The organism is Pajaroellobacter abortibovis (assembly GCF_001931505.1).
GTDB lineage: Bacteria > Myxococcota_A > Polyangia > Polyangiales > Polyangiaceae > Pajaroellobacter > Pajaroellobacter abortibovis.
The window spans coordinates 1,448,808-1,472,993 of the sequence record NZ_CP016908.1; the positions used below are offsets into that span (position 1 = coordinate 1,448,808).

Annotated in this window: 21 protein-coding genes; 10 read left to right on the forward strand and 11 right to left on the reverse strand. The window is 49.1% G+C overall.

The window, feature by feature from the left end:
- Window positions 1-57 precede the first annotated feature (57 nt).
- The 6 genes from BCY86_RS07300 (at window position 58) to BCY86_RS07325 (ending at window position 4,898) form a co-directional block, all read left to right on the forward strand.
- Window positions 58-1,506, forward strand: a complete 1,449-nt coding sequence (locus BCY86_RS07300; protein ID WP_075277135.1) for a zinc-ribbon domain-containing protein — start codon at window positions 58-60, stop codon at window positions 1,504-1,506.
- Between the two features lie 123 nt (window positions 1,507-1,629).
- The gene (rpmH, locus tag BCY86_RS07305) at window positions 1,630-1,779 is read left to right on the forward strand and encodes a 50S ribosomal protein L34 (RefSeq protein WP_075277136.1); all 150 of its coding nucleotides are present in this window, start codon (window positions 1,630-1,632) and stop codon (window positions 1,777-1,779) included.
- Window positions 1,780-1,805: 26 nt separating this feature from the next.
- Entirely contained in the window at window positions 1,806-2,174 is a 369-nt protein-coding gene (gene rnpA, locus BCY86_RS07310; protein WP_172824830.1) for a ribonuclease P protein component, read from the forward strand.
- A 28-nt stretch (window positions 2,175-2,202) separates the two neighbouring features.
- Window positions 2,203-2,505 carry a membrane protein insertion efficiency factor YidD gene (gene yidD, locus BCY86_RS07315; protein ID WP_075277138.1) on the forward strand — a complete coding sequence of 101 codons (303 nt, stop codon included), beginning with the start codon at window positions 2,203-2,205 and terminating at the stop codon, window positions 2,503-2,505.
- 51 nt (window positions 2,506-2,556) lie between these two features.
- Window positions 2,557-4,260, forward strand: a complete 1,704-nt coding sequence (gene yidC, locus BCY86_RS07320) for a membrane protein insertase YidC (RefSeq protein ID WP_172824831.1) — start codon at window positions 2,557-2,559, stop codon at window positions 4,258-4,260.
- A gap of 44 nt (window positions 4,261-4,304) precedes the next feature.
- Window positions 4,305-4,898, forward strand: a complete 594-nt coding sequence (locus tag BCY86_RS07325) for a Jag family protein (protein WP_075277140.1) — start codon at window positions 4,305-4,307, stop codon at window positions 4,896-4,898.
- Window positions 4,899-5,100: 202 nt separating this feature from the next.
- Here BCY86_RS07325 and BCY86_RS07330 read toward each other — a convergent pair whose 3' ends face one another.
- From BCY86_RS07330 to purQ, 7 genes are all read right to left on the reverse strand, one after another.
- Window positions 5,101-5,436 (reverse strand): hypothetical protein, encoded by a 336-nt coding sequence (locus BCY86_RS07330; protein WP_075277141.1) that lies wholly within the window; start codon window positions 5,434-5,436, stop codon window positions 5,101-5,103.
- Window positions 5,437-5,894: 458 nt separating this feature from the next.
- Complete coding sequence (locus tag BCY86_RS07340) at window positions 5,895-7,016, reverse strand: acyl-CoA reductase (RefSeq protein WP_075277143.1); 1,122 nt, start codon at window positions 7,014-7,016, stop codon at window positions 5,895-5,897.
- 29 nt (window positions 7,017-7,045) lie between these two features.
- Window positions 7,046-8,149: a LuxE/PaaK family acyltransferase gene (locus BCY86_RS07345; RefSeq protein WP_075277144.1), complete on the reverse strand. Its 1,104-nt coding sequence runs from the start codon at window positions 8,147-8,149 to the stop codon at window positions 7,046-7,048.
- 13 nt (window positions 8,150-8,162) lie between these two features.
- A complete protein-coding gene (locus tag BCY86_RS07350) occupies window positions 8,163-9,488 on the reverse strand; it encodes an aminotransferase class III-fold pyridoxal phosphate-dependent enzyme (RefSeq protein ID WP_075277145.1) in 1,326 nt (441 codons plus the stop codon).
- Between the two features lie 19 nt (window positions 9,489-9,507).
- A complete protein-coding gene (locus tag BCY86_RS07355; RefSeq protein ID WP_075277146.1) occupies window positions 9,508-10,881 on the reverse strand; it encodes a dihydrolipoamide acetyltransferase family protein in 1,374 nt (457 codons plus the stop codon).
- Window positions 10,882-10,949: 68 nt separating this feature from the next.
- On the reverse strand, window positions 10,950-12,287 hold the full coding sequence (locus BCY86_RS07360) for an RsmB/NOP family class I SAM-dependent RNA methyltransferase (RefSeq protein WP_083604263.1): 1,338 nt from the start codon (window positions 12,285-12,287) through the stop codon (window positions 10,950-10,952).
- On the reverse strand, window positions 12,284-12,979 hold the full coding sequence (purQ, locus tag BCY86_RS07365) for a phosphoribosylformylglycinamidine synthase subunit PurQ (RefSeq protein WP_075277148.1): 696 nt from the start codon (window positions 12,977-12,979) through the stop codon (window positions 12,284-12,286). The genes BCY86_RS07360 and purQ overlap by 4 nt, the downstream gene beginning before the upstream one ends.
- Before the next feature lie 49 nt (window positions 12,980-13,028).
- On the opposite strand from purQ, the gene purL reads away from it, so the two are divergent.
- The 3 genes from purL (at window position 13,029) to sthA (ending at window position 20,493) form a co-directional block, all read left to right on the forward strand.
- Window positions 13,029-15,392 (forward strand): phosphoribosylformylglycinamidine synthase subunit PurL, encoded by a 2,364-nt coding sequence (gene purL, locus BCY86_RS07370; RefSeq protein ID WP_083604351.1) that lies wholly within the window; start codon window positions 13,029-13,031, stop codon window positions 15,390-15,392.
- Between the two features lie 1,917 nt (window positions 15,393-17,309).
- The gene (locus tag BCY86_RS07390) at window positions 17,310-18,935 is read left to right on the forward strand and encodes a mechanosensitive ion channel family protein (RefSeq protein ID WP_075277152.1); all 1,626 of its coding nucleotides are present in this window, start codon (window positions 17,310-17,312) and stop codon (window positions 18,933-18,935) included.
- A 100-nt stretch (window positions 18,936-19,035) separates the two neighbouring features.
- Window positions 19,036-20,493 (forward strand): Si-specific NAD(P)(+) transhydrogenase, encoded by a 1,458-nt coding sequence (sthA, locus tag BCY86_RS07395; protein WP_075277153.1) that lies wholly within the window; start codon window positions 19,036-19,038, stop codon window positions 20,491-20,493.
- Here sthA and BCY86_RS07400 read toward each other — a convergent pair.
- Both BCY86_RS07400 and BCY86_RS09885 read right to left on the reverse strand, forming a co-directional pair.
- Window positions 20,490-20,978 carry a DUF362 domain-containing protein gene (locus BCY86_RS07400; protein ID WP_075277154.1) on the reverse strand — a complete coding sequence of 163 codons (489 nt, stop codon included), beginning with the start codon at window positions 20,976-20,978 and terminating at the stop codon, window positions 20,490-20,492. The two genes, sthA and BCY86_RS07400, sit on opposite strands and share 4 nt — an antisense overlap.
- Window positions 20,979-21,220: 242 nt before the next feature.
- On the reverse strand, window positions 21,221-21,394 hold the full coding sequence (locus BCY86_RS09885; protein ID WP_156865151.1) for a hypothetical protein: 174 nt from the start codon (window positions 21,392-21,394) through the stop codon (window positions 21,221-21,223).
- A 456-nt stretch (window positions 21,395-21,850) separates the two neighbouring features.
- Here BCY86_RS09885 and BCY86_RS07405 point away from each other — a divergent pair, with 456 nt between their 5' ends.
- The gene (locus BCY86_RS07405) at window positions 21,851-22,231 is read left to right on the forward strand and encodes a hypothetical protein (RefSeq protein ID WP_075277155.1); all 381 of its coding nucleotides are present in this window, start codon (window positions 21,851-21,853) and stop codon (window positions 22,229-22,231) included.
- A gap of 231 nt (window positions 22,232-22,462) precedes the next feature.
- Here BCY86_RS07405 and BCY86_RS07410 read toward each other — a convergent pair whose 3' ends face one another.
- Both BCY86_RS07410 and murA read right to left on the reverse strand, forming a co-directional pair.
- Window positions 22,463-22,642 (reverse strand): hypothetical protein, encoded by a 180-nt coding sequence (locus BCY86_RS07410; RefSeq protein WP_156865152.1) that lies wholly within the window; start codon window positions 22,640-22,642, stop codon window positions 22,463-22,465.
- 250 nt (window positions 22,643-22,892) lie between these two features.
- Window positions 22,893-24,176, reverse strand: a complete 1,284-nt coding sequence (gene murA / locus BCY86_RS07415; protein ID WP_075277157.1) for a UDP-N-acetylglucosamine 1-carboxyvinyltransferase — start codon at window positions 24,174-24,176, stop codon at window positions 22,893-22,895.
- Window positions 24,177-24,186: the final 10 nt, after the last annotated feature.

Sequence of the window (24,186 nt, forward strand, 5' to 3'; positions counted from 1 at the left end):
ATCTGTTACAAATGTAGCCCTAGTCCAATTGACCACGTGAAATGAAAGTAGCCGGTGATGAAAATTGTATGTGCCTCTTGTAGAGCAAAATACGCAATCGCAGATGAAAAGATCATAGGTCGCAAAGTTAAAACAAGCTGCAAACGATGTGGACATGTTTTTACGATTGACGGAACGCAAGAGCAGAGAGAATCACCTCCTTCTGCCGCTTTTGATCAGCCACTCTCCCAAACGTTCTGGACTATCCTCGCTCAGGATAATTCCCAGCAAACTCTTTCCACTCAACAGGTCGTCCAATACTTCCGCTCAGGGCTCATCTCCCAAGATACCTACTGCTGGAAAGATGGCCTCCCAGAATGGTTGCCTCTCCACAATATCCCAGAACTCGTGCAAGCCTGTTCAGATGTAATCCCCCCTTCCTATGAAGCGCCAGCATCGCCGGCAGCGCATCCCCCTTCTCCCCCTCCTGACAATCTCACATACGGGCAGGCTTATCTATCCCCTTCTTCTTCTGAGACTGGAAAAAAAACGGATAGCCTGTCAACCCAACATCCTCTCATCGGCAAAGGGCCTACCAGTCTTCCCCCCCTAGCCGCACTCAAAATGACGGGGCGACGCAATGACAACAGCGTTCTTTTTTCTCTTTCTGCGCTGACGAAAGCATCTCAAGCCAGCCCACAAAGCGCAAGAGAGCAATCTTCCTTTGATCCATTCTACACTAACAGCGCGAGCGGAGGCGTGCGGATCGTTAATGCGCCACGCAATCATAAAGAGAATTATCAGCCACCCGCTACCAACCCTCCCATCCCAACCTCAATCCTATTCGAGCAGCTCCCCCCTGCTATTTTTCCTGAATATGAAGCAACTCAGGAAAAATCAAAAGGAAGGAAGAGACGCTTGATGGTTATGCTCGCCGCATTGTTGGTATTGGTCGGACTTGGTCTTGCCTTGATATTCTCCTCTTTGGGCCGAAGTCTGTCCTCTTCTTCCACTTCACCAGAGCCCCCTCATTCGAATCCTTCTAAACACCCAACAGAGCTTCCAAAACCCTTCACTTCTCAGGGAGAATCCTCTTCAGAACCAGCTAAAAAGGCTCAAGCGACTGCGGAACAGATTTCGGATCAAGAGCATGCAGCACCACCGACCTCCTCTCCCTCTCCAGAACAGACAATTACAGTTGAGGAGCGACACGGAAAAGGGGGAGGGGGGGACGCCAAAGGAAATGCCCACGAAGGGACAGGATTCAATCGACAAGCTGCAGCTATAGCTCTTGCAGAAATCGCTACAAGCGCTAACGAATGTAAAAAGCAAGAGGGACCTTCAGGGGAAGGACACATCAAAATCGTATTCAATCCGAAAGGGATCGCCACCAGCGTGCATCTCGATTCCCCTCCTTTTGCAGGGACAGCCGTAGGAAGATGCATTGCGAATAAATTCAAAGCAGCGCATGTCCCTCCTTTCGCAGAAGGAAGCGTGATTGTGGGTAAAACTTTCTCCATCCCCTGATTTAAGAGCGCTTGATGTTCACGCTTATTGCTATCTCCTGTAGCTTTCTGCTAGGGGTTCGTGTAGGAATATCAATCGGTTATCAGAAGGGGAACAGCTCTATTTTGAAAATGAGGATAAGAAATGAAATGCACTTACCAACCTCACAATGTTCGCCGTGCTCGTACGCATGGGTTTCGCGCACGTATGAAAACAAAGGGAGGACAAAAAATCCTCGCAAATCGAAGGCGTAAAGGTCGATGGCGCTTGGCCGTAAGTATCTATAAAAAATGATGTTTCGCTTTATAAAATCTTCTCGTTTGAGAAAGCGCAGTGATTTTCTGAGGATTCAATCTTCAGCACGCTGTATCCATACCCCTCATTTCATCTTACTCGTAGGGGCCCACCAAGCAGCAAAGCCTGCGCATAGTCTAAGCCCTCCCCCAAACAGAAGGCTTGGAGTCGTAACAACACGCAAATTGGGAAATGCTGTTCAGCGAAATCGGATTAAACGCATATGCCGCGAGTGCTTTCGACAATGGCCTAGCTTTCTTCCGGCCGGAACCGATCTTGTTGTCATTGCTCGAAAAGGGGCTGACCAACTCAGCACAAACGGAGTCAAAATCGAATGGCAAGCCGTGAGAAATCGTCTTGAGCAGCAAGCCCGTTGGGCGCTTTCTTCTCGTTGAGGATTCACATTTCCAGTGTGCAGGGCTTATGAGCATAAAGTCTTCCTTTTTCATTTCCTCGGTAATTGCACTTATCCATCTCTATCAGAAGTTTCTTTCCCCGTTACAAGGGCAGGTATGCCGCTTCGTCCCTTCGTGCTCCGAATATACACTGGCTTGCATCATACATCGAGGAGTTATTCAAGGAGGAGTACTGGCTCTGGTTCGTCTTTGTAAATGCCATCCTTTCCATCCAGGAGGGGATGATCCTCCCCCTATTCAAAGCGGGTTCAGATCACTCGATAGGGAAGGTTACAAAGAACAACCATTCACCTCACTATCTAACAAATAACCACAAAAGTAACCACAAAAGACGCGCAAAATATCTATGGATCGAACAGTCATGCGCTGGATTATGATTGCTCTTGGAGTCCTCCTGTTTTGGAAATGGGGACTGCCCACCTTTACAGGTAGTCACCTAAAAACGCAGGATATCCCTGTTGAGCGGTATGTTGATGCACCTGGTTTTATACCGGATCGGATTGATCCGCCTGCTCCAGGCCAGAACATCGGGGAAAAAGCTCCAGAAGGGACTTTATGTACTCTGCAAGGGAATCGATTTGCCGCTGAATTATCAACACGCGGAGCCAGCATCACCCATTTTTATTTACAAGAGGAGAAGTATGCACAAAGCGAAGCGAGAGATATGTCCACGACCCCCGATCACGAGCGCTGGCGATCACTGCGCACTCTTTTTCGAGGAGAAGAAGGATGGGATCAGGTTGCTTTCGATCGATTCGAATGGCGCTTAGCAGAGAGCAAGTCCGATGCATGTGTATTCGCTTATGAAGACGCAAACGTCAATATCCGCAAAACGATCCAGGCAGGCTCTCGGCCTTATGAATTAGCTGTAGAAACCATACTGACCAATCTCTCCGATCAGAGAAAATCCCATCGTTTTTCTTCTTCGATCTTCGCTTTTCGTTTCAATCGAGAGATCAAGGGACATTTAGGCCGTGTTTCCCCCTTCGTGACGGAGCTTTCCTGCGCAAAAACAGGAGAAGTGATTCAAAAATCGAGGGAAGACTTCAAAGAGGGAGGATGGTTTACTCAGAAAAACAGTAATCGCTATACAGCGATTTCCAATTACTACTTTGCGCAAGCCCTGGTCCCCAAAGAAGAGCAAGAAACACCGGATTGCCAAATTTTAACAGAGTACTGGACTCATGCTGGGCAATCCATCGACGACGATCAAGCGGGGAACGTGTATCACGCTCGCTTGCTCTATCCTGCTCGTTCACTAGCCCCTTCTGAATCGGCAACATATCGCCAGATTGCTTTTTTTGGGCCAAAAGATCGGTCCGTGCTAGCTCAAGCCGGAGGCCAAGGGGGGTTGAGCGATCTTATTAACTTGGGATTCTTTTCTCCCGTTGCCAAGGTATTGGTCTCTGTCCTTCTTTTTCTGCACGGCATCATTCCTGGCAAAAGTTGGGGGATCGCGATCATTCTCATGACATTGGGGATGCGTCTCCTCCTGTTCCCCTTATCCTGGAAGGGAATTCAGATTTCGTTGAGAATGCGCAGACTCAAACCAGAAATGGAGGCGATCCAGGCTCGCTTTGCAGACAATCTTCAAGCTAAAAACCTAGCAATAATGGAACTTTATCGGCAGCACGGGATTAATCCCCTAGGGGGCTGTCTTCCTCAGCTTGTGCAAATGCCGGTTTGGTTTGCGATGTATACAACGCTTCAAACCGCCGTAGAAATGTATAGAACGCAATTTCTTTGGTTTAAGGATTTATCTACTCCGGATGAATATTATATACTTCCTCTCGTTCTAGGAGGTTGTATGATTATTCAACAATGTCTCCTGCCCCAACAAGGAATGGATCCCCTTCAGCAAAAAATGATGGCCTACATTATGCCTGCATTTTTTACCTTGATGATGTTATTCTTACCTGCAGCTTTAGGGATCTACATGCTCGCCAATAGTTTGTTAGGAATTGTACAGCAACTTGCTGTAGAGCGGATCGTGCCTCGGTTGACTACTTCACCAAAAGGAGCAATCTTAGTGAAACAAGAGAATTCGTCGGAGACATCCTCTTAAATCCAAAAGACGATAACCATCCAATTAAAACAAAGGGAAAACTCGTGTCTGAAGAGAACCAAACAGAAGTCTTTAACTCTTCCTCAAACCATGAAGATAGTACGGATGGGCTGGATGCAAAGTATTTTGAGGAAGAAGTAGACCCACAAGCGGATCGTGCCCTCCAATTCTTGCGGACGCTCTTTCATAAGATGCAAGTCAATGTAGAGGTACACAGAACTTACCCACCAATTCAACCCCAAGCACAAGAAATACCACAAGAGGAAAACTTCGGAATTGAAGAGCTTAAATTCGATATTGAGGGGCCCGATGCAATCCACATTCTCGGGAAAAAAGGGGCTATCCTAGAGGCCATCCAGTATTTAACAAGCCGAGTCGTGCATTATCCAGGTGAGCCGCATCGTCACCTCTGTATTGATATTGAAGGCTACCGCGCCCACCATGAAGAACAGCTCGCTCAGATGGCCCGCCGTCTTGCTCAACGAGCGATACAAGAAGGAAAAGTCATTACTTTCGATCCGATGAACGCACGCGATCGACGGGTCGTCCACATGGCTCTTCGATACACTGAAGGAGTTCGCACAGAGAGCAGAGGAGAACCCTCCAGCAGACGCGTCCAAATTATCCCGATCTGCTAGTTCAATAAAGCCAAAGATACGAATTGCCTCTTAATGCTCCCCATCAAAATAAAGCACTGACTGCTATGATGGTAGCAGCACGAGTTACCCACTGGTCGAGCTTTCGGGCGTCGCAGCACCCCAGCACTTTCCGCTGTACTGCCTGATGCACCTTGAACCTCCGTACCTCCAACACCTTGAACAACACGCTGCACCTTCCCTTCTACTTTTCTCTCCCGTCACCTTGCCTTTGGCTCTTCCCTCCGCTTTCCGCTTTCCCTTGAGCAGTCAGCTCCTTCACAAATGCAGTGGTCACCATCGAACTGAATGTCCCTTTCGCCACCGAGGCTGTAGCGCTACAGTATAATGCCTTGACGTACAATAACAACACATCAAGCGATGATTCCTCCGTCCGACCCACCGCCTGCATCGCGTACTGCAATCCTCGTTCCTGATGGTGGTACGCTGTCGCTCGCAGAAGCAATCGCTCTACACAAACTACTGCCAGGCACCTAAGAGGGTCAAGAAGGAGGGGTTCTAATGCCACTCCGTACAACATTCGACCTCATCGCTCGATCGGGGCAAAGGCGGTGTGCAAACATCACCGAAGCAAGGATTCAGTCGGGGTGACCAGAATTAGGCGGCTGTGGCCGCAAAAGCGATACGTCATCGTGGCTAGGTACGGAGGCCAACTCCACTGCTTGTGTCCACTTCTTCGGTGAGTCTGTACTTCTACTAACAAGGCGTATACACTGCTTGCCTTTGAGAAATGCGTAGGATGAGAACAAGGTCGGCTTGCAGCTGGATGGCAGCGGATTGGTTCAATTCGTGGGATTCCATCTGTATGTAGACATAGGGGAAGAGGGAGGAGAGACTTCTCCCTTCCAAAGCCACCCACTGTTGCTTGCTTTCGGGCAAGCACACAGGGCTTCCACAGTCGATTCATGCCTCTGGGATAAATATACTCAAGTGTACTCTAAGCCCTCATCCCACTCTGTCAAGAGTTCTTTTTTAAAATTAAACACACAACATGTTCAAAAAGTCGGCGGATGGACAATTTGAAAGAAGGGGTGGATATTGGATAGAGGGAGGCCTCCGATCGACGGGACCATCAAGCGGGGGAGACTGAATCTTTCCAAGCTTAGCAAGACGGATCCAAGGGGGCACAAGGGCTCGAATGGCATCAGGATCAGGTGAGCCTATCGTTAATACAAGAGAAAAGAGCGGAGCAATCCGGGTAGGAAATTGAGCGAGATGCTCTAAGGGCATGAGATGGATACAGCGTCCTGGAGGAGCAAGAAAAAGAGAAACTGTCGGGTCTTCCACAGTGCCAATCAAGTGTTCTTTCCCTTTCCAAACTTTCCCTAGAAAACGCAGAGTTATTTCATATTCAGTACACTCTTGCTCTTCCTGTACAGAAAGTTCCCCTCTCGGTACCTTTAAAGCATACTGAATAAGAGCGTTATGAAGTGCATCTGCAAAAGAGTGAAGCTGCTCAACACCCCCCTCTACGAAAGCGATACGAGGGCTTAAACAGCCACGTTGGTCAAATGCACAGATGTCTTGAGCAAGAGCATTAGCCATTTCCTCTCGACAAACCACATCAGCAAAAAAAGGAATGACAGCAATCCCTATTCCCGTTCCATATCCCCTGACATAAACGTGAGGAGGAGAACGACGTCGAATAGCGTTAACCGTCTCCGTATGGCCATACACGTGGACTTCCCCACTCTGGATTTTTTCAAATGGGATTTCTGAAGTGATGCGAAGATGAGGGTCTTGCATCATCTCCACGATCGCAGAAGCAAAAACGGGTTCCCATCGAGAAGGACGGATCATAACGTAAGGAGCAGCCGCATACGCAGAGGCAAGCGCGCGTAAGGGAGCAGTAAATACGGTAGAAGCGAGAACTACATAAATCTGAGATGCCTGCTGCACCGAACTGACCAATGCCTCGAGATGATAAACTTCTGGATAGAGCTCAAGATGACGATGAAAGGAAGTTTCAATCGATTCAGGAGAAAGACCTGTATATCGTACCAGATCGGGGATCCAACGATGACGGGAAGCAAAGACAGCTCGTCCCGCCTCCACCACCTTTATGACAGCTGCTATTTGATCCTGAAAGTTCCTCACCATTCAATTATATCAATCCACTCAGCACTACTTCATCGCTGAAGCAATTCATCCATCCCTATGGAACAACCGCGCGGGGGCGCTCCCGGAAACCGTCCAAGCAATTCAAATCCACCTCCCTTGACACGGCGAACCCGATCAGGGACAAGAATTGCAAAAGCGCTGTCGACATTTAACAAATCTTCGATGCGAGCGATTCCTATTTCCCCCTCTTCCACCGGTATCAATGTTTCAGGATGTACAGGAATTACATTTGTCCATGGAGGTTCTTCATAGATCCCCCAGGGTGCAATCTGATTGCGGAGGATAGACTCATAGAATTGACTGGAGAGCTCCGTCATTCCATATTCCATCCCAATGGCTTTTTCATCAATGCAAAAAGTCGAGGCCATACGACTGCGCAGTTCGCCCAGAGGAACTTCCCTAGATTTCCCTTTAAATCCCCCCGTATGGATAATACGGCTACCGGGAGGGAGAGGACAGCGTTTAGATCCCAAAGCATCCAGAGCATGCACAAATGCAAATGAAGTTCCAAGCACAAGACAGGCAAGATGCTCTTCATCTACACATTGAAGAATTCTCCGTTGAAGCGCTTCAAGACACAATGCATTGCCCCTAACGAAATAAATTTCTTCTGAAGGGACAGGTAAACTAAATGCCTGTACGAACAGACCAAACATGTATGCCAGCGAAGAATGAGGAGCCTCTTCTGGAGAAGGGCCAAGGACAAGTATAGGAAGACGTCCCCTCAAGGCGAGCGCGATGCGGGCCCAAGCCACAGAAGCCTGCTGATAGGTGGCAATTTCGCGAATCCAATGTGTACCACACGCCCCTAAAGTAGTTCCGCTTGTTTGAAACTGCTTCTCTTCTTCCCCTTGGGGAAAAGTAGCAACACGAACCCATTTAAAGACAGAAGAAGGAACAGCAGGTGCCTGTGAACTCCTGGAAATATGGTCGAGGTCGATATCAGAAGAACGGCATAAGCGAGCATACCCCGGAATAAATCTAGCCTGAAAACGGACCAGATCAATCGCTAGAGCATCAAAGGATTCTGGAACAGGCCGACCTTGACAAGATGCAGTGACAAACGCACGCACCCGAACGTGAAGGGATTGGCTTTCGTCAGACCAAGCCATGTATCATCTCTTTCTAAAAAGGGATAGCACGAAGAACCTCAACCAATGCGCAATGGAACCCAGTGAGAAGTGACCGTTCAATATTCAACGCAGGGGTTAAAATGAGAGAATCACTTTTCTCCCCTCCCGATAAGACCAGATATCCATTCCTGAGGAGACGTTGGATCACAGCCAATGCTCTTTTTTGTCCACCATGTACTTCGATTCCAATCATAAGCCCCCGCCCGCTTACGGACTTAATGCCGAGGTGGCGAATCTCCTTACTTAATTCTAGCCGCCATTCTTCTCCTAGCGAAAAGGAACGGGCAATTAAATCCTTCTCGACGAGCGCGTCTAACAGGGCAAGGGCACACGCACAGGTCAATGGCGATCCGAAATGGGTTGCAGTATGAATTGCTCCTCCACCATGACAACCCCATACTGACATGACCTCCTCACTCCCAATACAAGCAGAAATGGGGAGCCCCCCTCCCAAGCCTTTCCCTAAGCAGATAAGGTCAGGGACCACCCCCTCTTCAAGACTGAGCAACCATGCTCCCGATCGCCCCAAGCCTGTCCAGATTTCATCACAAATCAATAAAGCTCCAGCTTGATCGCAAATCTGACGCAAGGCCGAGAGAAATCCACTAGGAGGGACGAAACATCCCCCCCGACCTAAGATAGGCTCAACAATGATAGCCCCCCGCCTACTGGACTGAAGCTCGTAGGAAACAGCCGCTAAAGTCCCTTCCACCTCTCTCTCTTCTTTTGGAAAGGGGGCAAAAGCGACAGAGGCCAGTTGTTCTTTAAAGGGAGTTCGAAAAGCATCATGAAGTCCACATGCAGCGAGTGGACCATGGCTCAATCCGTGATATCCACCTCGAAACGCAATCAGTCCTGATTTACCAGTAGCCAGTACGGCTGTTTTCATAGCTGCTGTGATCGCATCAGCACCGGATAACCCCAGAAGCACTCTTCCCCCTTTACCAGGATACAGAGCAGCAAGACGCTCCAACAATCTCACTTTTTCTTCGGATCCGTAGATATCCCCCAACGCAAGGGAGAGGCGAGCGGACTGCGCGAGGAGGGCCTGCTGAATTTCAAGCGCGCCATGCCCCAAGAGAAGTGCACCAAATCCTGCTGCAAGATCCACATAACGGTTTCCGTCCACATCGATGACATTGGACCCAAAGGCCTGAGCATATACGAGAGGAGCATGCGAGACACCACTGATCTCCTCTCGCTCAAGTCGCCGATACTCAAAAGCACGACACTCCACAGCCCTCAACCGAGAGCCCCAATGCTGCGACTGAGGCCCCGGAATAAAAACAGGGAGGTATGGTTCTTCTTGACCTTTCAAAAACCCTCAAGCGAGCGCTTTAGACCTCAAAATCACCCTTCTTAAGAAAATCAGCGACAGCCCACAAGAACTGATTTGCAGCAACGCCATCGACAATGCGATGATCATAACTGAGAGCGAGATACATAACAGAGTGAATGGCCATCTGATCCTCGCCATCAGGCCCTTCCACCACAACAACCCGTTTCTGGATTTCTCCCATCCGCAGAATACCGACGTTGGGCTGGTTGATAATAGCACCCCCAAAAAGATTCCCCTTGAGCCCTGGATTGGTCACAGAAAACGTTGCGCCGCGGAGATCGTCCGCCGTGATCTTGCCTGTTCTGGCACGGTCGGCGAGTTCTCCTATGCTGCGTGCAATCCCCCGAATACCAAGTTCATCAGCGCGGCGAATCACAGGAACCACTAATCCCGCTGGGGATTCCATCGCAGTGCCAATATTAATATCCTTAAAAAGAACATACGAATCTTCAAGAACCCGCGCATTGAGAACGGGACTTTCACGAAGCGCACGCACAACAGCGGCAATCACGAAAGCGAGCATTGTTAAAGAAAGCCCTTCTTTCTTATAGCGATCTTTATTCAATTCCCGTATTTTTGAGGTCTTGTGCAAATCGACTTCCGCCACCGTCACGACGTGAGGGGAAACCACCTTGGAATAGACCATATGATCGGCCGTGATACGACGGCGACGTGTAAAGGGGACAACTTGATCCCCTTCCTGCGAGCAATAGGGGGGAACCTTGAAAGCGCCATGGCCTACACCTGGAACAGGCATCACAAATCCTCCCCCTTCCCGAATGAGATGAGAAAGCTGCTCCACCGAAGAAGTGGGAACCTCCCGGGGCAGAGGTGCAAAAGAAGCCAGAGAAGCTTGCGCTCCTATTTTTTCGGATGCACGGACAACATCATCTCGCGTAATTCGCCCTCGATCGCCCGAGCCCTGGACTTGTTCAAGGGGGATGCTGTGCTCGAGCGCTGCTTTACGCGCTGTAGGGGTAGCTAAAGAACTACCCGTCACGCTCACTGAAGAAAAGTGAGACTCGTTAGCAGAGGGGGCTTCTCGATGGAGAGCACCCTTCCCTCGCGCCTGAGGAGATACTTCCGATGCATCTTTCGCTGTTTTTGAGGAACCCGCACTCTCTGCACGGGAAGCACCTTCCTCAATCTGACAGAGGATGCCTTTCACGGCAACGACCATCTTTTCCGCCCGCAGAATCTTGAGAACACGCCCTTCCACTGGTGAAGGGACCTCAGTATCAGCTTTATCCGTTGCTACTTCAAGCAGTGGTTGGCCTTTTTCCACGAAGTCCCCTTCGTGAACAAGCCACTTGATGATCGTTCCTTCGCTTACACTCTCCCCAAGTTGGGGCATCGTTACATCAACAACCATAGTTTAAATCCTTAAAAAACTTATTAGGCAAAAGGGAAAGATTGCGTCAAGAGCTAGGTGCAGAAGACTTAGTCGATTTTCCGAAGGCTTGCAAGAAAGTATCCATCCGTTCCATGCACGCTTGGAAGAAGGCGCAGAAAAGGAGAAACGCCGGCAAGCATTTGCCCTATCCCTTCTTCAAAATGGACCAATTGAAGAGCAGGCATCCGTTGAAGAAGGCGTTCAATCACTTCTTCCCCCTCTTCCCGCAAAATACTGCACACCGCATAAACCATCCGTCCCCCCCTTGCGAGCTGAGCTGCGGCGTGTTCTGCGATTGCCAGCTGCAGGGCCGGGAGATCTCCAAGGCCTTCCTCTCCTCGCCTCAACATCAGATCAGGACGACGACGCAACGTACCGATTCCTGAACAAGGCGCATCGACCAAAATGCGCTGGTAGACCCGCAATATCCCCTCTTTCTGAGTCCAATCCCTCTGGAAGCAATCGCGCGGAGAGAGATGAAGTCGCTTCAATTCATCCACAAGCATCTTTAGCTTAGAAGGGGAGACATCCGATGCATCGACTGCACCTTGATGACCCGCAGCTCGGATTAGCAACGCTGTTTTCCCGCCACGTCCTGCACAGACATCCAATACCGTGTCCCCCGGTCGGACACCGAGAGTGAGAGGTACAATCTGCGAGCCTTCCTCCTGAATGCTCCATTTCCCTTGATCCCACCCGACAAGCCTCTGCACCCCTCCCCCTTTTTCTACCAAAAGCGCATAGGGAGAGAAACGCCCCAAAGCAAACGTTGTATGTGGCATCAATTGTTGAAACCGAACAAGCCATTGATCGCGCTCTTGCGCATTTTCAATGCGGAGACAAAGAGGGGGGATATTGGCTGCATCATAAAGAAAAGACCGCGCGGCTTCCTCGCCAATAGCAGTTATCAGTTTTTCCACCACCCAAGGAGCGGACGATTCTCGAAACGCCTCTTCTTTGGAAATGGTCCCCTCTTGAGCAGCATCTCTCGCGAGCTTTCGCAGAATCGCATTGATAAACGAAGCAACTGCCTTTCCACGGAGATCGGTCACCGCCTGTACAGCAGTATTCACAGCTGCAAAGGGAGGGATGCGAGAAAAAAAAAGCTGATAAACACCGATGAGCAAGTGAGCGCGGCTGAGAGGGTCAAGAGAGCCGACACCACGAGGAGCATACACCTGAGCGCGTGCTTCGAGCCATGGTCTCACTCTCAAAGCACCATAGGCAAGCTCTGTGATCAGGCGGCGGTCCGGCACAGTTTCCCCTGCCTTAGAGCGCAAAGCTTCTTCTAAAAGAGGAGCAGCAAATGCCTTTTTCTGTTCTACTTTTGCTAGGACCTGCGCAGCCGCACACCGGCTTTCCAACCCTGTTTTTTTTCGCTTCAAGGCATGTGTTCGACAGAAGAAAGAAGATTGACAAACAGAGCGCGCCCATCCACCCCTCCAAGAAGAGGTTCACTGATCCGTTCTGGATGAGGCATAAGACCCAACACATTTTTGTTCGTTCCACCATAGACCCCCGCAATCGCATCAAGAGATCCATTCGGATTAGCAGCCTCTTCGATCGCTCCTTCAGAGGTACAGTAGCGGAGAGCAATCCGCCCTTCCTTTTTAAGCTGCTCGTACACATCCTCACTGGCTTGATAACGCCCCTCCGCATGAGCGATAGGGAGCCTCCAGACAACACCTACATCAGAAGTAAAAGGGCCAGCAGCAGTCACTTTGACAAAGCAATCCCGACATTGGAAGTGAAGCCCCACATTCCGCGTGAGAGCACCTGGCAACAGACCGATTTCTGTCAGAATCTGAAAGCCGTTACAGACCCCTAAAATATATCTTCCTTCCTCCGCATGACGCAGAATGGCAGGAATGATCGGGCTCGCTTTCGCCATCGCTCCGCATCGCAAGTAGTCGCCATAGCTAAATCCACCAGGGATGACCACCAAGTCTGTCCCTGGAGGGAGAGATATTTCTGTATGCCCAACGATCGTTGGAGATTTCTCGTACACCTGGTGCAAAGTACGCACCATTTCCCGATCCGCATTGGAGCCTAAAAAAAGTACCACACACGCTTGCATGCTTTTTTCTTACCATGAAAGACCATTTCAAGTAACAGAAGAAAACAAGATGAATCCTTCTCTCCCTTGCGGGGCAACTCCTCTACCTGGGGATCACCCTATTACACCGACGCTTCTCCGACATTATAAACTTTCCGAGCAGGAATACAGCCGCATCCAGGAGCTCCTAGGACGCGATCCCACCTATACGGAGCTTGGCGTCTTCAGCGCGATGTGGAGTGAACACTGTGCTTACAAATCCTCGCGTGTCCATCTTCGCAAGCTGCCCACTCAAGGGGCGCGAGTCCTCCAAGGACCGGGAGAAAATGCAGGTATTGTTGACATCGGAGATGGTTTCGCAGTTGTCTTCAAAATAGAGTCTCACAACCATCCTAGTTTCATTGAGCCTTACCAGGGGGCGGCAACAGGAGTAGGAGGAATCCTCCGCGATATATGGACCATGGGTGCAAGACCGTTTGCGCTACTCAATTCGCTTCGCTTCGGCTCTCTCGAACACCCTCAAACGCGACATTTTTTAACAGAAGTTGTCTCTGGCATCGGAGGATACGGTAATTGCATCGGAATCCCCACAGTAGGGGGAGAGGTGCAGTTCGACGCTCAGTACGAGAAGAATATTCTGGTTAATGCGTTTGCGTGTGGGATTATTCGATCGGACCGAATTTTTTATGGACGCGCCAACGGTGTGGGCAATCCCATTCTACATGTGGGCGCAAAGACGGGAAGAGACGGGATCCACGGTGCCATCATGGCATCCGACCGATTTTCAAAGGACAGTCAGAATCATCGAACGACCGTTCAGGTAGGAGATCCATTTCTGGGGAAGTTGCTCCTGGAAGCCTGCCTTGAGTTATTTGAAGCAGAACTTCTCGAAGGGATTCAAGACATGGGTGCTGCCGGACTAATCTCTTCCAGTGTAGAAATGGCGGAAAGGGCAGGGACAGGGATTGAGCTCGATCTGGATCAGATTCCACGGCGCGCAGCCCAAATGGCACCGTACGAACTTCTCCTCAGCGAATCGCAGGAGCGAATGCTTCTTGTCACCAAGCCAGGTTGTGTTGAACAGGTCATTGCCATCTGTCACCGATGGGGATTGGATGCTGCAGTCATCGGCCAAGTGACAGATACAAAGCGATGGGTTGTCAAAGCGACCCCTGGCTTTGACCCACTTTCTGATTCCAAATCATCCATCCCCCCGTCCATTGTATGCGATTTACCGATCGATGTCCTCACCACCAAGGCCCCCGTCTACCATCGGCCTTACGTCCCTTCAGTTCCTCCGATATCCATCGATCATCAGATGCTCTCCATCCCCACTGACTGGGAGAAGGAGTTTTTGGATATGTGTGGATCTCCGAATGGATGCTCCCGCCAGTGGATCTGGCAACAATACGATCATATCGTAGGGGGTGGTACTATCCTCAGGCCTGGCTCGAGCGCAGCTGTCATGCGTGTCATCTGCTGCACTCAAAACGGAGAAAAAATTGATAAATGGATCGCTTTTTCAGTGGATGGTAATGGACGTCACTGCGCCCTCTCCCCTAGGCAAGGAGCACGGATGGCTGTAGCAGAAGCCTGCAGAAATCTTGTCTGTTCCGGAGCAGAACCGATAGGGATCACGAACGGTCTCAATTTTGGCAATCCGGAACAACCAGAGGTCATGGGACAGTTTGTAGAAACTATCGAAGGGATGAGGGAAGCATGTGAAGTCCTCTCCATACCGATTGTCAGTGGCAACGTGAGCTTCTACAACGACACCGATGGATGTCCCATTCCCCCCACTCCAATTATCGGAGCGGTGGGGCAGCTTCGCTCCTCAGAAGACTGTGTAAACACTTGGTTTAAAGAACCAGGAGATGTAATTGTCTTGCTCGGAACACCCCCTCAAGAATACCGAGGGAAAGGTCCAAGAGGGTTAGACGGAAGCGAATACCTCGCACGAAAAGGAGAGCGAAGTCTGAACATTCCCCCCACCATCGACCTGGCACTAGAAGCACGCCTTCAGCGATTGATCCTAGAACTTGCTCGAGCAGGTCTACTCCACAGTGCACAGGATCTCTCTGAAGGAGGTCTCGCCCTAGCGCTTGCGGAATGCTGCACCAGCGCACCTGTCTACCAGCAAGACTACGGAGCCCGGATCGACCTAGATGCTCCGGCCACCCCCATCGAACTCATTTCCCTGCTTTTCGGCGAGGAACCGAGCCGAATCCTTGTCAGTATTCCCCCCAATCATTTGAAGCGAGTACTCACTTCCGCTCACGCAGCAGGCATCCCCACAACTGAGCTAGGGGTCGTGGGAGGCTCATCACTATCGATTGTCCTCGTCGAGCCCCACAGCCACTCTCTCCCCCTCATCCATCTTCCTCTCTCCTCCATCCGTCATACAAGGGAAGCCTCCCTCCCTCCTCCACCATGACCTCACAGGCATCGACTAGGAAACATTTTACATCCACGTCCAACTGCTTATTTAATTCTGCTATCCTTTGATAAGCAGAAAGTTCTCATTCATCGTCTTAGACAGTCTATTTACTTCAATGATTATTTCAACCGCAGCCAATCTTTATTTTCAATAATTCTTTACTCAATTTTTGAATCCACTTGATTTACATTCTCAAATTCTACAATTAGATTTCAGCGCTCGGATTCTGCTGCTACAAGAGAATGCAGCAAGCCTTCTTTAATTTTAATATCCATACCAAAATATCCAAAGGTATTTATCTAAGATGTTCTGAAAGGCCTAGAAGTATAGTTCGTCTGTCTATCCAAGAGCCTGGAGGAAAAGATTCTAATCAAGGTTTAACATATTCAATAGAGCATAAGAGTTGGCGCAAGGAGCAGCTCAGAACTCATCTATTGAATGATGCTACATGGCGAGAAAAAAAGAAGTTATTCTTTCAGATCACAATTAGAACCAGCTGAAGCATATTAGGATACTCGACTTTTCTAACCTAATCCTTTTGATCCTGGGAATTTTCAATAAACAACGTTTAGCGATTTCACTAAATTCTTGAGGACATTCAAGTGCTATTTCAAACACAATATCTGGATTGGCTTCTTGAATTACTCGAAGTTTTTCTATTTGATCTTCATATTCATCGATTATGTTATACTTTAATAAAACAAACAATACCCCAGCAATTTTAATTAGAATTCCCATCTGAAATATTAAAGATACCATTCGAAAATCTGTCGAGGCTCTGGATATGATTCTCTTCACACTCCCCCCTATTACTATAATTCGTCATTCTATCTAATTGTGTCCGGCAATTGATTGACTTCTGAATCGCTAAAGTAATTATCTGGAACAAGTGTATTTATTCCCCTGCTCTATTCAATCCATTCGATTGCATCGCAAAAGAGACTGTGTCAGCTCACTCTTCGATGATGCTATCCTCTCCTCCACACCCTAGTAAGAGAGATACAACTGAATCTTCCGATCACCCCATTCCAGACCCCACTACTAGTCTTCTTATTTATCTATCCACCCTTCTCTTTAACATACAGATCGCTTTTCCATGGAGCGAAGCAATCTTCTATCAAATAAAATTTGCTCTTTGCACACCACACTTCCATCTGACCGAATAGCGAATAGAGAGAAGGGGGCATTGGCCATTTCCATCAACCTTCCCTCCTTCCCAACGCCGCTGGCTGACAATAAGGTGACCGCAAGAGCAATCCCAGAATTCCTGCATGGACGTCTTTGTGAGAGGGTCAACACCTCAGTCATTAAATGGAGGTAGCACTCATCTACTCTCCAGCACGCGCTGAATTTTCTGAGGCAACTGCTTGATCCTCTTTGTTTAATAACGTGAACTCTTCGGTCACTTCTACATCGTTAGCAGCACCCATTATCGCCCCAAGGTACACATCCAGCTTTCTGTGAAGACATTGGACTTCCAAATTAAAAGAAGTAGCAGGGCACTCCTGATAGACTTCTTCAAGTTTGTTTGCTGAGCTGAATTTTAAAATTGTTAGTCGTCCTATAGTCCAATACGACAGGTAATAAATCCACCGTGTTGTTCTTGATCATATCCCTGAGTTGATCGGAAGTCGTATTGCGCAGATCAACTGGCTCGAGAGCCTATCCAGAAGGGGAAGCCGCAACTCCATATTCTTTTTTTCCACTGATTCACCTGGCACGCATTGAAGAAAAAATCACGCCCGTTGGCTCTCCCATTCATTCGTTTCCACTCCACACCCCGGCAAAAGACCACATCCTAAGCTACTAAAGAGCCATTTGTTCGCTTTTTGATCCACTCGGCCCCCTCTCTCTTCCCATAAAGAACTACTAAAGGATAGACGAAAAGCGATACAAGAAGTAATTGATCCCTTGATGATCAAGCTAAAGCAATCTCTTCGTCTACTAGGCCTGTTGAGCGTGCTCTTTTTGGGGTTGATGTGCTCTCCAAAGAATACTCTGACCCCCTCTCTTACTAACAATACTAACAATGCTATTGCTCTTTCTGAGTCACGCGCAGCAGGAGAAGAAGAAGAAAAGGTAGCTCCAGATTCCCCTCGCGCTTCCATCGCGGCGTTTTTCTCCCTGACGCGACGATATCAATTCATCGAGGCGGCAAGATATCTCGATCTTCCCCGGTCACTCCCCGCTAACAAAAAGATACAGCTCACGCAGCGACTCGATGCTGTTCTCCGACGCCACCTCTGGATTGATCTGGAGACGGTTTCCCCTCTTTCTTCAGGGGATCCGCATGATCAACTCCCCCCTGGCTACGATGAGCTGGGAAAGATTCCGTCTTCAGAAAGGTACCTCGATCCGATTCGACTGATCAAAAAATGGGATCCCGAAGGGCAAAGCCGTTGGGTGTTCACGCGAAGTACGGTTGAACACATTGACGAGTGGTATGACTCCCTCAGCGACCGCTGGATTCGAGAACATCTACCCCTCCCCTTACTGCGTATAGGACCTTACGATATTTTATGGTGGCAATGGATCTCCTTTCCTTTGATCGTCCTAGCCTCTTGGATAGTAAGCTCTCTCTTAGACCACCTGACACGGTCCTTTATCTCCCATCTGATCCTCAAAAGAACTTTCCTCAAGCAGACCAATCTCTTCCCAATGCTCGCTGGACCTCTGCGACTCGCCTGGGGGACAGCCCTGTGCAGTCTCTCCGTCCCCTGGCTTGCTCTCCATAAGGCAGCTGATCACTGGACACGCGGGTTTCTCCAGGCTATCTTTCTGTTTACCCTCTTCTGGGCCCTTATACGGATAGTCGACCTATTCCTATCCCTTGCCACCCAATCCCCTTGGGCCAAGCTGAACCCCCCTGCCACCAGTCTCCTTCCCCTTTTCGGCAGATTCATCAAAGTCGCCCTGTTCATCCTGGCCATTGGTGAATCGGTATCCACGTTAGGATATCCCGTCGTTAGCATTCTGGCAGGTCTCGGAATCGGAGGCATCACCATCGCCCTCGCTGCAAAAAATACAGTCGAGAATCTCTTTGGAACACTTGCCCTAGGGATCGATCAGCCTTTCCGGATCGGAGACGTCATTACGACAGAAACCATTACGGGAACGGTCGAAGTGCTAGGCTTGCGCTCCACACGGATCCGAACCTTTGACCGCACAATCGTCTCCTTCCCCAATTCCAAAATTGCTGATATGCGCATTGAGAACCTGACTGCGCGCGATCGGTTCCGTCTTGCAAATATGCTGACGCTGGTCCACACTACAACCCCTAAGCAACTCGAGCAGATCGTGCAAAACGTGCGCACCCTTTTCCAGAATCACCCCCACCTCGCAGACGACAAACCATTCGTTTTCCTCAAGGAAATCAATAAATATGGGATTGATATCGAAGTAGCAGCATGGTTTCAGGTAGCCAACTACGCAACCTTTCAACACGTACGCCATGACGTGCTTCTACAAATCCTCAGCATCATAGGAGAAACAGGCTCACAGCTCACAGCCCCCCTTATCCAGACATCCCTCCCTTTATGATAGCAGCAATTCACCAGGATTCATTCATCCCCTCCCTTTCGCATTCATCGTGTGACTCTTTTACTTCCTTTCAAAAACCAGATGCTGATATTCTCTGCGGATGACTACAAGCTATGATTACGATCTGATTGTCTTAGGTGCCGGTCCAGCAGGAGAAAAAGGTGCCGCACAAGCAGCTTTCTACGGAAAACGAGTAGCTACTGTCGAAATGGGCAAAGAGCCAGGCGGCGCTGCTGTACATACAGGCACACTCCCTTCGAAGACTTTACGCGAAACCGCTCTTTATCTTTCGGGTTACCGGCAGAGTGAACTGTATGGATTAGATGTACATGTCAATCCCGATCTGGCCGTCCCCAAAATGCTCTCCCGCAACGACGTCGTGCGAGGGCTAGAAGTGGAACGCATTCGATGGAACCTCGACCGCCACCGCATTCAATTATATCATGGTTTTGCACGGTTTTTAGATCCTCACACAATTGAAATTACATCAAAAGAAGCCCCGCCTGTCCATTTAACAAGCCATTTTTTCCTGATCGCTACTGGCTCTGAACCATATCATCCACCTTTCATCCCTTTTGATGATCGGGATGTTCACGACTCTGACTCCATCCTCTTGCTCGATCGCCTGCCCAAGACTTTGATGATCCTAGGGGGAGGGGTCATTGGATGCGAATACGCTTCCATGTTTGCTGCGCTTCACGTCGATGTCACACTGATCGAACCACGACCCCATCTCCTCTCTTTCCTCGATCTCGAAATGGGTGAAAGATTGCGCGGAGCACTCGTTTCGCTAGGTATCAATCTCCGGATGGGGAAATCCGCTGTCAAAGTCGAACGCAAAGAGGCCGGGCCTGTCGAATTGACACTCGCTTCCGGCGAAACCCTCGAAGCAGAAAAACTCCTCGGATCGCTTGGACGAAGCGGACGCACCAAAGAGTTAGGTCTTTCCGCGATCGGAGTCGAGACCGATTCGAGGAGCTACATCAAAGTCAATGAAGACTTCCAGACAGCTATTCCAACAATCTATGCAGCTGGTGATGTGATCGGTTTCCCTTCACTCGCGTCCGCTTCGATGGAACAGGCACGGGTGGCTATCTGCCATGCGTTTGGATTCACCTACAAACGCCAGGTATCTAGTTTAATTCCTTATGGAATCTACACTATCCCTGAAGTGAGTTGTATTGGGATCTCCGAACAAGAAGCCCAGAAAAAGAATATCCCCTATGTTGTTGGACGAGCGTTCTACCAAGACAATGCCCGCGGTAAAATCATTGGAGATAAGGAAGGGATGATCAAGCTTCTCTTTCACAAGGAGAGCCGCAAGTTAATTGGATGTCATTGCATTGGCGATCGCGCATCCGAGCTCGTTCATATTGGGCAGACCGTGATTATCCTCGGTGGAAGCATCAATACCTTCATCGATATGGTATTCAACTATCCAACTCTTTCCGAACTCTTTAAATACGCTGCCTACGATGCTCTCTCCGAATTTGCCAAATTGGAAGATGCAAAGAACATGCTCTCGAATCCGTATGCAGCTCCATTCCCCAATACCTAAACCCAATTCGTAAGCTGCATAGATATAAGAGGGCATGCGGCTCTCTCTTCTGAGAGAAGCAAGTCTTCTTTCTTCATGGAATTTTTCCACGATGTCCCATCCCACGCGGTCCATCGCACTGGATCCGTAGTGGCAAAGACCACCTCATGGGGAACTCGATATTGAGGTAATTTATCGAGCGGACCCCTGTGATACATCACTTTGAAGCCACCTGTAATGCACAAACAAACGCCCTGCGCACACAAAAGCGCAATTTGAGGAGAAACCTGGTGAGCATGAAAATCGTGAGGATTGATGGTAGTGCCATGGCTCATGCTTTTTAAATAGCCTGTATATCCACAGATCGAATGATCTTTGATCAGAGCAATATTAAAAACAGCAGTCGCCTCCGTCAAATGGCGCACGAACTTTGTCCAAATCCCGGTTTCTTTGAGTCTGATCACACGACCCCCCATCATGGCATTGCCATTTGCATGGACTGCCACCTCGACTCCTGGAGGAACACTATTCGCTGTGATCCGAGCCCCCTAAAGGAAACTGTTGTACTGCTCCAGTACGGTGATGTTCTCAGGCAGGATCCCAACCCGGATAGAGGCTGAATCAGAGAGAGTATCTATTCTTTATTGGTTGCCATATTACGCAGCGCAATCCCTATTCACTTTGATTAGAAGTTTATCTTTGATGTGAACAAACTTGCTCACCGCTTCTTGCAGCGTAGACGTCCCTGTCAACTCACGTAAGTACACACCATCCGCTCGGCATCTTCCGGTTTCGGATAGATTTGGTTCTGCATCAGGCAGCCGGCTTTTGAGACTCGGACGATCTCCCCAGGGGCATTGAAAGGGAAAAATCCATCTGGAGGAGTTGCTGCTAAACTGACAGGTAGAGCTGAAGAAGTCATGCGATTCTTCTTCGCTTCCTGCGTATGAGCTTCTTCCCAAGAAGAAAATCTAGCTGCTGCTGTATACGGCTAGCGATTCCTTAAAAAAGGAACGTCGAGAAGAGCGATTCTCCTCCTGTGGAAAGGGGGAATTCGACAGAGCTTCCACCCCTTGTTTGAGATCTTGCTGGTTCTTTCTTGTGGAATCCACGTACACTTTATCATCTTTAAATGGATGTTTCTATTGTGGAACCAACAGGAAGGAAAATTAAGACACCATCGAGCGACTCACGGGGGATCTGATCAGCCTTCATGGCACAGGATGTCAGTCCTATCCACCTTTTCTGCACGATGGATACATAGAGCCTTCCATCCCAAGATAGGCATAGCTTGTGCTTGATTGAGTCTGGAAGTACTGATTCACAAACGAATAGCGTGATGGAAAACACATGAACGCATGAAGGAGTAAAGAACAAGATGGAACATTCCGGTGAGCAAGAAGCAGGAACTCCCTTTCCCAACCAAAGCGCACGAATGAAACTGGTTGACACCGTGACGGAACGAGCACCTGGCAAGACCCATTGGACGCGAGTAAGCATGGGATCCGCCAATTCAGATGGTTCGATTAATGTAAGGCTTGACGCGATCCCTATTAATGGAACCCTTCAGTTGAGAGATTGGGAACGACGCGAATCACAACGCAAGATAAAACGAGAAGAAAATCGATCCGATAAAGTGAAGAATCAAATCCCTCCTTATTATGTTCCTTATCTTTTGAGCAATAACTTTGCAATCATCTTCACACTCCTCTTGCTTCCCTACTTCTTTCATCTCACTGAAAGCACCATGAAGAATTAACCCCTTTGCCAACAATTGGTATGGCATTAGGCTCGTGAAATTACTAAGCTAAGAGCCTGAATGGGGGGGGCGATTTCATCGAATAGAAGATCTTTTACGGGTTAAGGTAAGGGGATGGGACGTAAAAGTTTCACGAAGCTTGTCCTCTTTTGCAACTTGATCGGACCCCTACATTTAGGAGAACAGCAAGATAACGAAAAAATCTACCCAAACTAATTCAAGCCATCTCAATTATAAGGAGACATCCTCAGAAGAAACTTCGGAAACCACTTTCTTCTTCCCCTCGTGGTCATCTTCCTTCTCATCCTTGCTCTCTAAAACAACATGACCACCATCTTTTCCTTTTTGCTCCTCCTTATGGCCACTGGCTGCACTCATTTCAGAAGAAGCTGCAAAAGAAGCAGACTCCATTCCTGTAAACATTTGCAAAGCCTGGCAAAGAGCCGTACCACAAAGAACTTTTTTGCTAAAGAAACCTCCCCATCATTATACTTGATTTTACTTCATAGACCCTTTTTAAAGAATCGACAGTAAATGCAATCCGAAGCTATATATCTATAAGTAAGGTACAAGCAACCCACTTGAAGGGGCTCGTAGAAAATCAGTTTACACGTCTGAATGAATGGACGCTACAATGAAAAATAAGAAAAGTCCCTTTTTTTTAGGCATCCACTCCTTTCACCCGCTCAATAGTAGCTCCTACTCCTCGAAGTTTTTCTTCGATCCTTTCATAACCGCGATCGAGGTGATAAACTCGCCGGACTTCAGTCTCCTGCTCTGCGCAAAGTCCAGCGATAATTAAAGAGGCGCTCGCGCGCAGGTCGGTAGCCATTACGCTAGCGCCGTACAATTTATCGACCCCTTGTACCATTGCTGTCTGTGCATGAAGCGAGATGCTCGCTCCCATTCTCCGCAACTCGGGAACATAGGTAAAGCGATTCTCAAAAATGGTCTCGGTAATGACGCTTTCCCCTTTGGCGAAACACATCAACACAAGAAACTGGGCCTGCATGTCCGTAGGAAAGCCAGGATACGGAGCTGTAATAATATGAACGGGATGAAGGGGATGGGAGCGACGCACAGCCAGCGCACTGGCTTCACGCTCCACTTCTACCCCTGCAGCGCGCAACTTCGACACAATCGGGTCTAGCATGCTGATCTCCACTCCCTCCAACGTTACCTCGCTTCCATGAATGACGGAAGCTGCAATCATATAGGTTCCTGCTTCGATCCGATCAGGCATTGTGGCGTGATCGAAGGGAAGTAACTCCGCAGGATCGGAACCCCGGATCCGAATTACATCAGTCCCTGCTCCGTCCACTTGGGCCCCCATCTTATTGAGGACCTTTCCAAGCTCCTCCACTTCTGGCTCGCGGGCACAGTTGATCAGTGTAGTCTGCCCCTTTGCAAGAGCAGCCGCCATCATCAAGTTTTCGGTTCCCGTCACTGTAGGAAGGTCGAAGCAAAACTCCGTCCCATACAATCTACCCCCTCCATGAGGACCAACAACCAGCACATTACCACGCTCCAGCGTAATTGTGCATCCCATCGCTTCAAGCCCCTTGAGGTGTTGATCAACAGGACGTGCTCCGATCGCACAGCCTCCAGGGAGTGAAACTTTGGCCCGACCAAACCGCGCCACAAGTGGACCCAGCGCTAGAAAACTAGCACGCATTTGTTTGACGAGCTCATAAGGAGCTTCCGGCCGGACTCGAGATCCTTCCGTAATATAGACCTCAGAGCCGGCCACGTCCACTTTACGTCCCAAGAACGTGAGGAGGGCAGCAGTTGTGTGGATATCTCGAAGGCGAGGCACATTGCGCAAACGACTTGCTCCATCGGATAAAAGAGACGCGTACAAGATAGGGAGGGCAGCGTTCTTAGCACCGCTGATCTGAATTTTTCCACGTAAGGGATTCCCCCCTCGTATTCGAATGGCATCCATCAAAAGAGAT

Bases quoted from the DNA above. Each gene is read 5' to 3' on its own strand.
- BCY86_RS07300 (WP_075277135.1), top strand. From the start codon at position 58: ATGAAAATTGTATGTGCCTCTTGTAGAGCAAAATACGCAATCGCAGAT.
- rpmH (WP_075277136.1), top strand. From the start codon at position 1,630: ATGAAATGCACTTACCAACCTCACAATGTTCGCCGTGCTCGTACGCAT.
- yidD (WP_075277138.1), top strand. From the start codon at position 2,203: ATGAGCATAAAGTCTTCCTTTTTCATTTCCTCGGTAATTGCACTTATC.
- yidC (WP_172824831.1), top strand. From the start codon at position 2,557: ATGCGCTGGATTATGATTGCTCTTGGAGTCCTCCTGTTTTGGAAATGG.
- BCY86_RS07330 (WP_075277141.1), bottom strand. From the start codon at position 5,436: ATGTTGTACGGAGTGGCATTAGAACCCCTCCTTCTTGACCCTCTTAGG.
- BCY86_RS07340 (WP_075277143.1), bottom strand. From the start codon at position 7,016: ATGGTGAGGAACTTTCAGGATCAAATAGCAGCTGTCATAAAGGTGGTG.
- BCY86_RS07345 (WP_075277144.1), bottom strand. From the start codon at position 8,149: ATGGCTTGGTCTGACGAAAGCCAATCCCTTCACGTTCGGGTGCGTGCG.
- BCY86_RS07355 (WP_075277146.1), bottom strand. From the start codon at position 10,881: ATGGTTGTTGATGTAACGATGCCCCAACTTGGGGAGAGTGTAAGCGAA.
- purQ (WP_075277148.1), bottom strand. From the start codon at position 12,979: ATGCAAGCGTGTGTGGTACTTTTTTTAGGCTCCAATGCGGATCGGGAA.
- purL (WP_083604351.1), top strand. From the start codon at position 13,029: ATGAATCCTTCTCTCCCTTGCGGGGCAACTCCTCTACCTGGGGATCAC.
- BCY86_RS07390 (WP_075277152.1), top strand. From the start codon at position 17,310: ATGATCAAGCTAAAGCAATCTCTTCGTCTACTAGGCCTGTTGAGCGTG.
- sthA (WP_075277153.1), top strand. From the start codon at position 19,036: ATGACTACAAGCTATGATTACGATCTGATTGTCTTAGGTGCCGGTCCA.
- BCY86_RS09885 (WP_156865151.1), bottom strand. From the start codon at position 21,394: ATGACTTCTTCAGCTCTACCTGTCAGTTTAGCAGCAACTCCTCCAGAT.
- BCY86_RS07405 (WP_075277155.1), top strand. From the start codon at position 21,851: ATGGAACATTCCGGTGAGCAAGAAGCAGGAACTCCCTTTCCCAACCAA.
- BCY86_RS07410 (WP_156865152.1), bottom strand. From the start codon at position 22,642: ATGGAGTCTGCTTCTTTTGCAGCTTCTTCTGAAATGAGTGCAGCCAGT.
- murA (WP_075277157.1), bottom strand. From the start codon at position 24,176: ATGGATGCCATTCGAATACGAGGGGGGAATCCCTTACGTGGAAAAATT.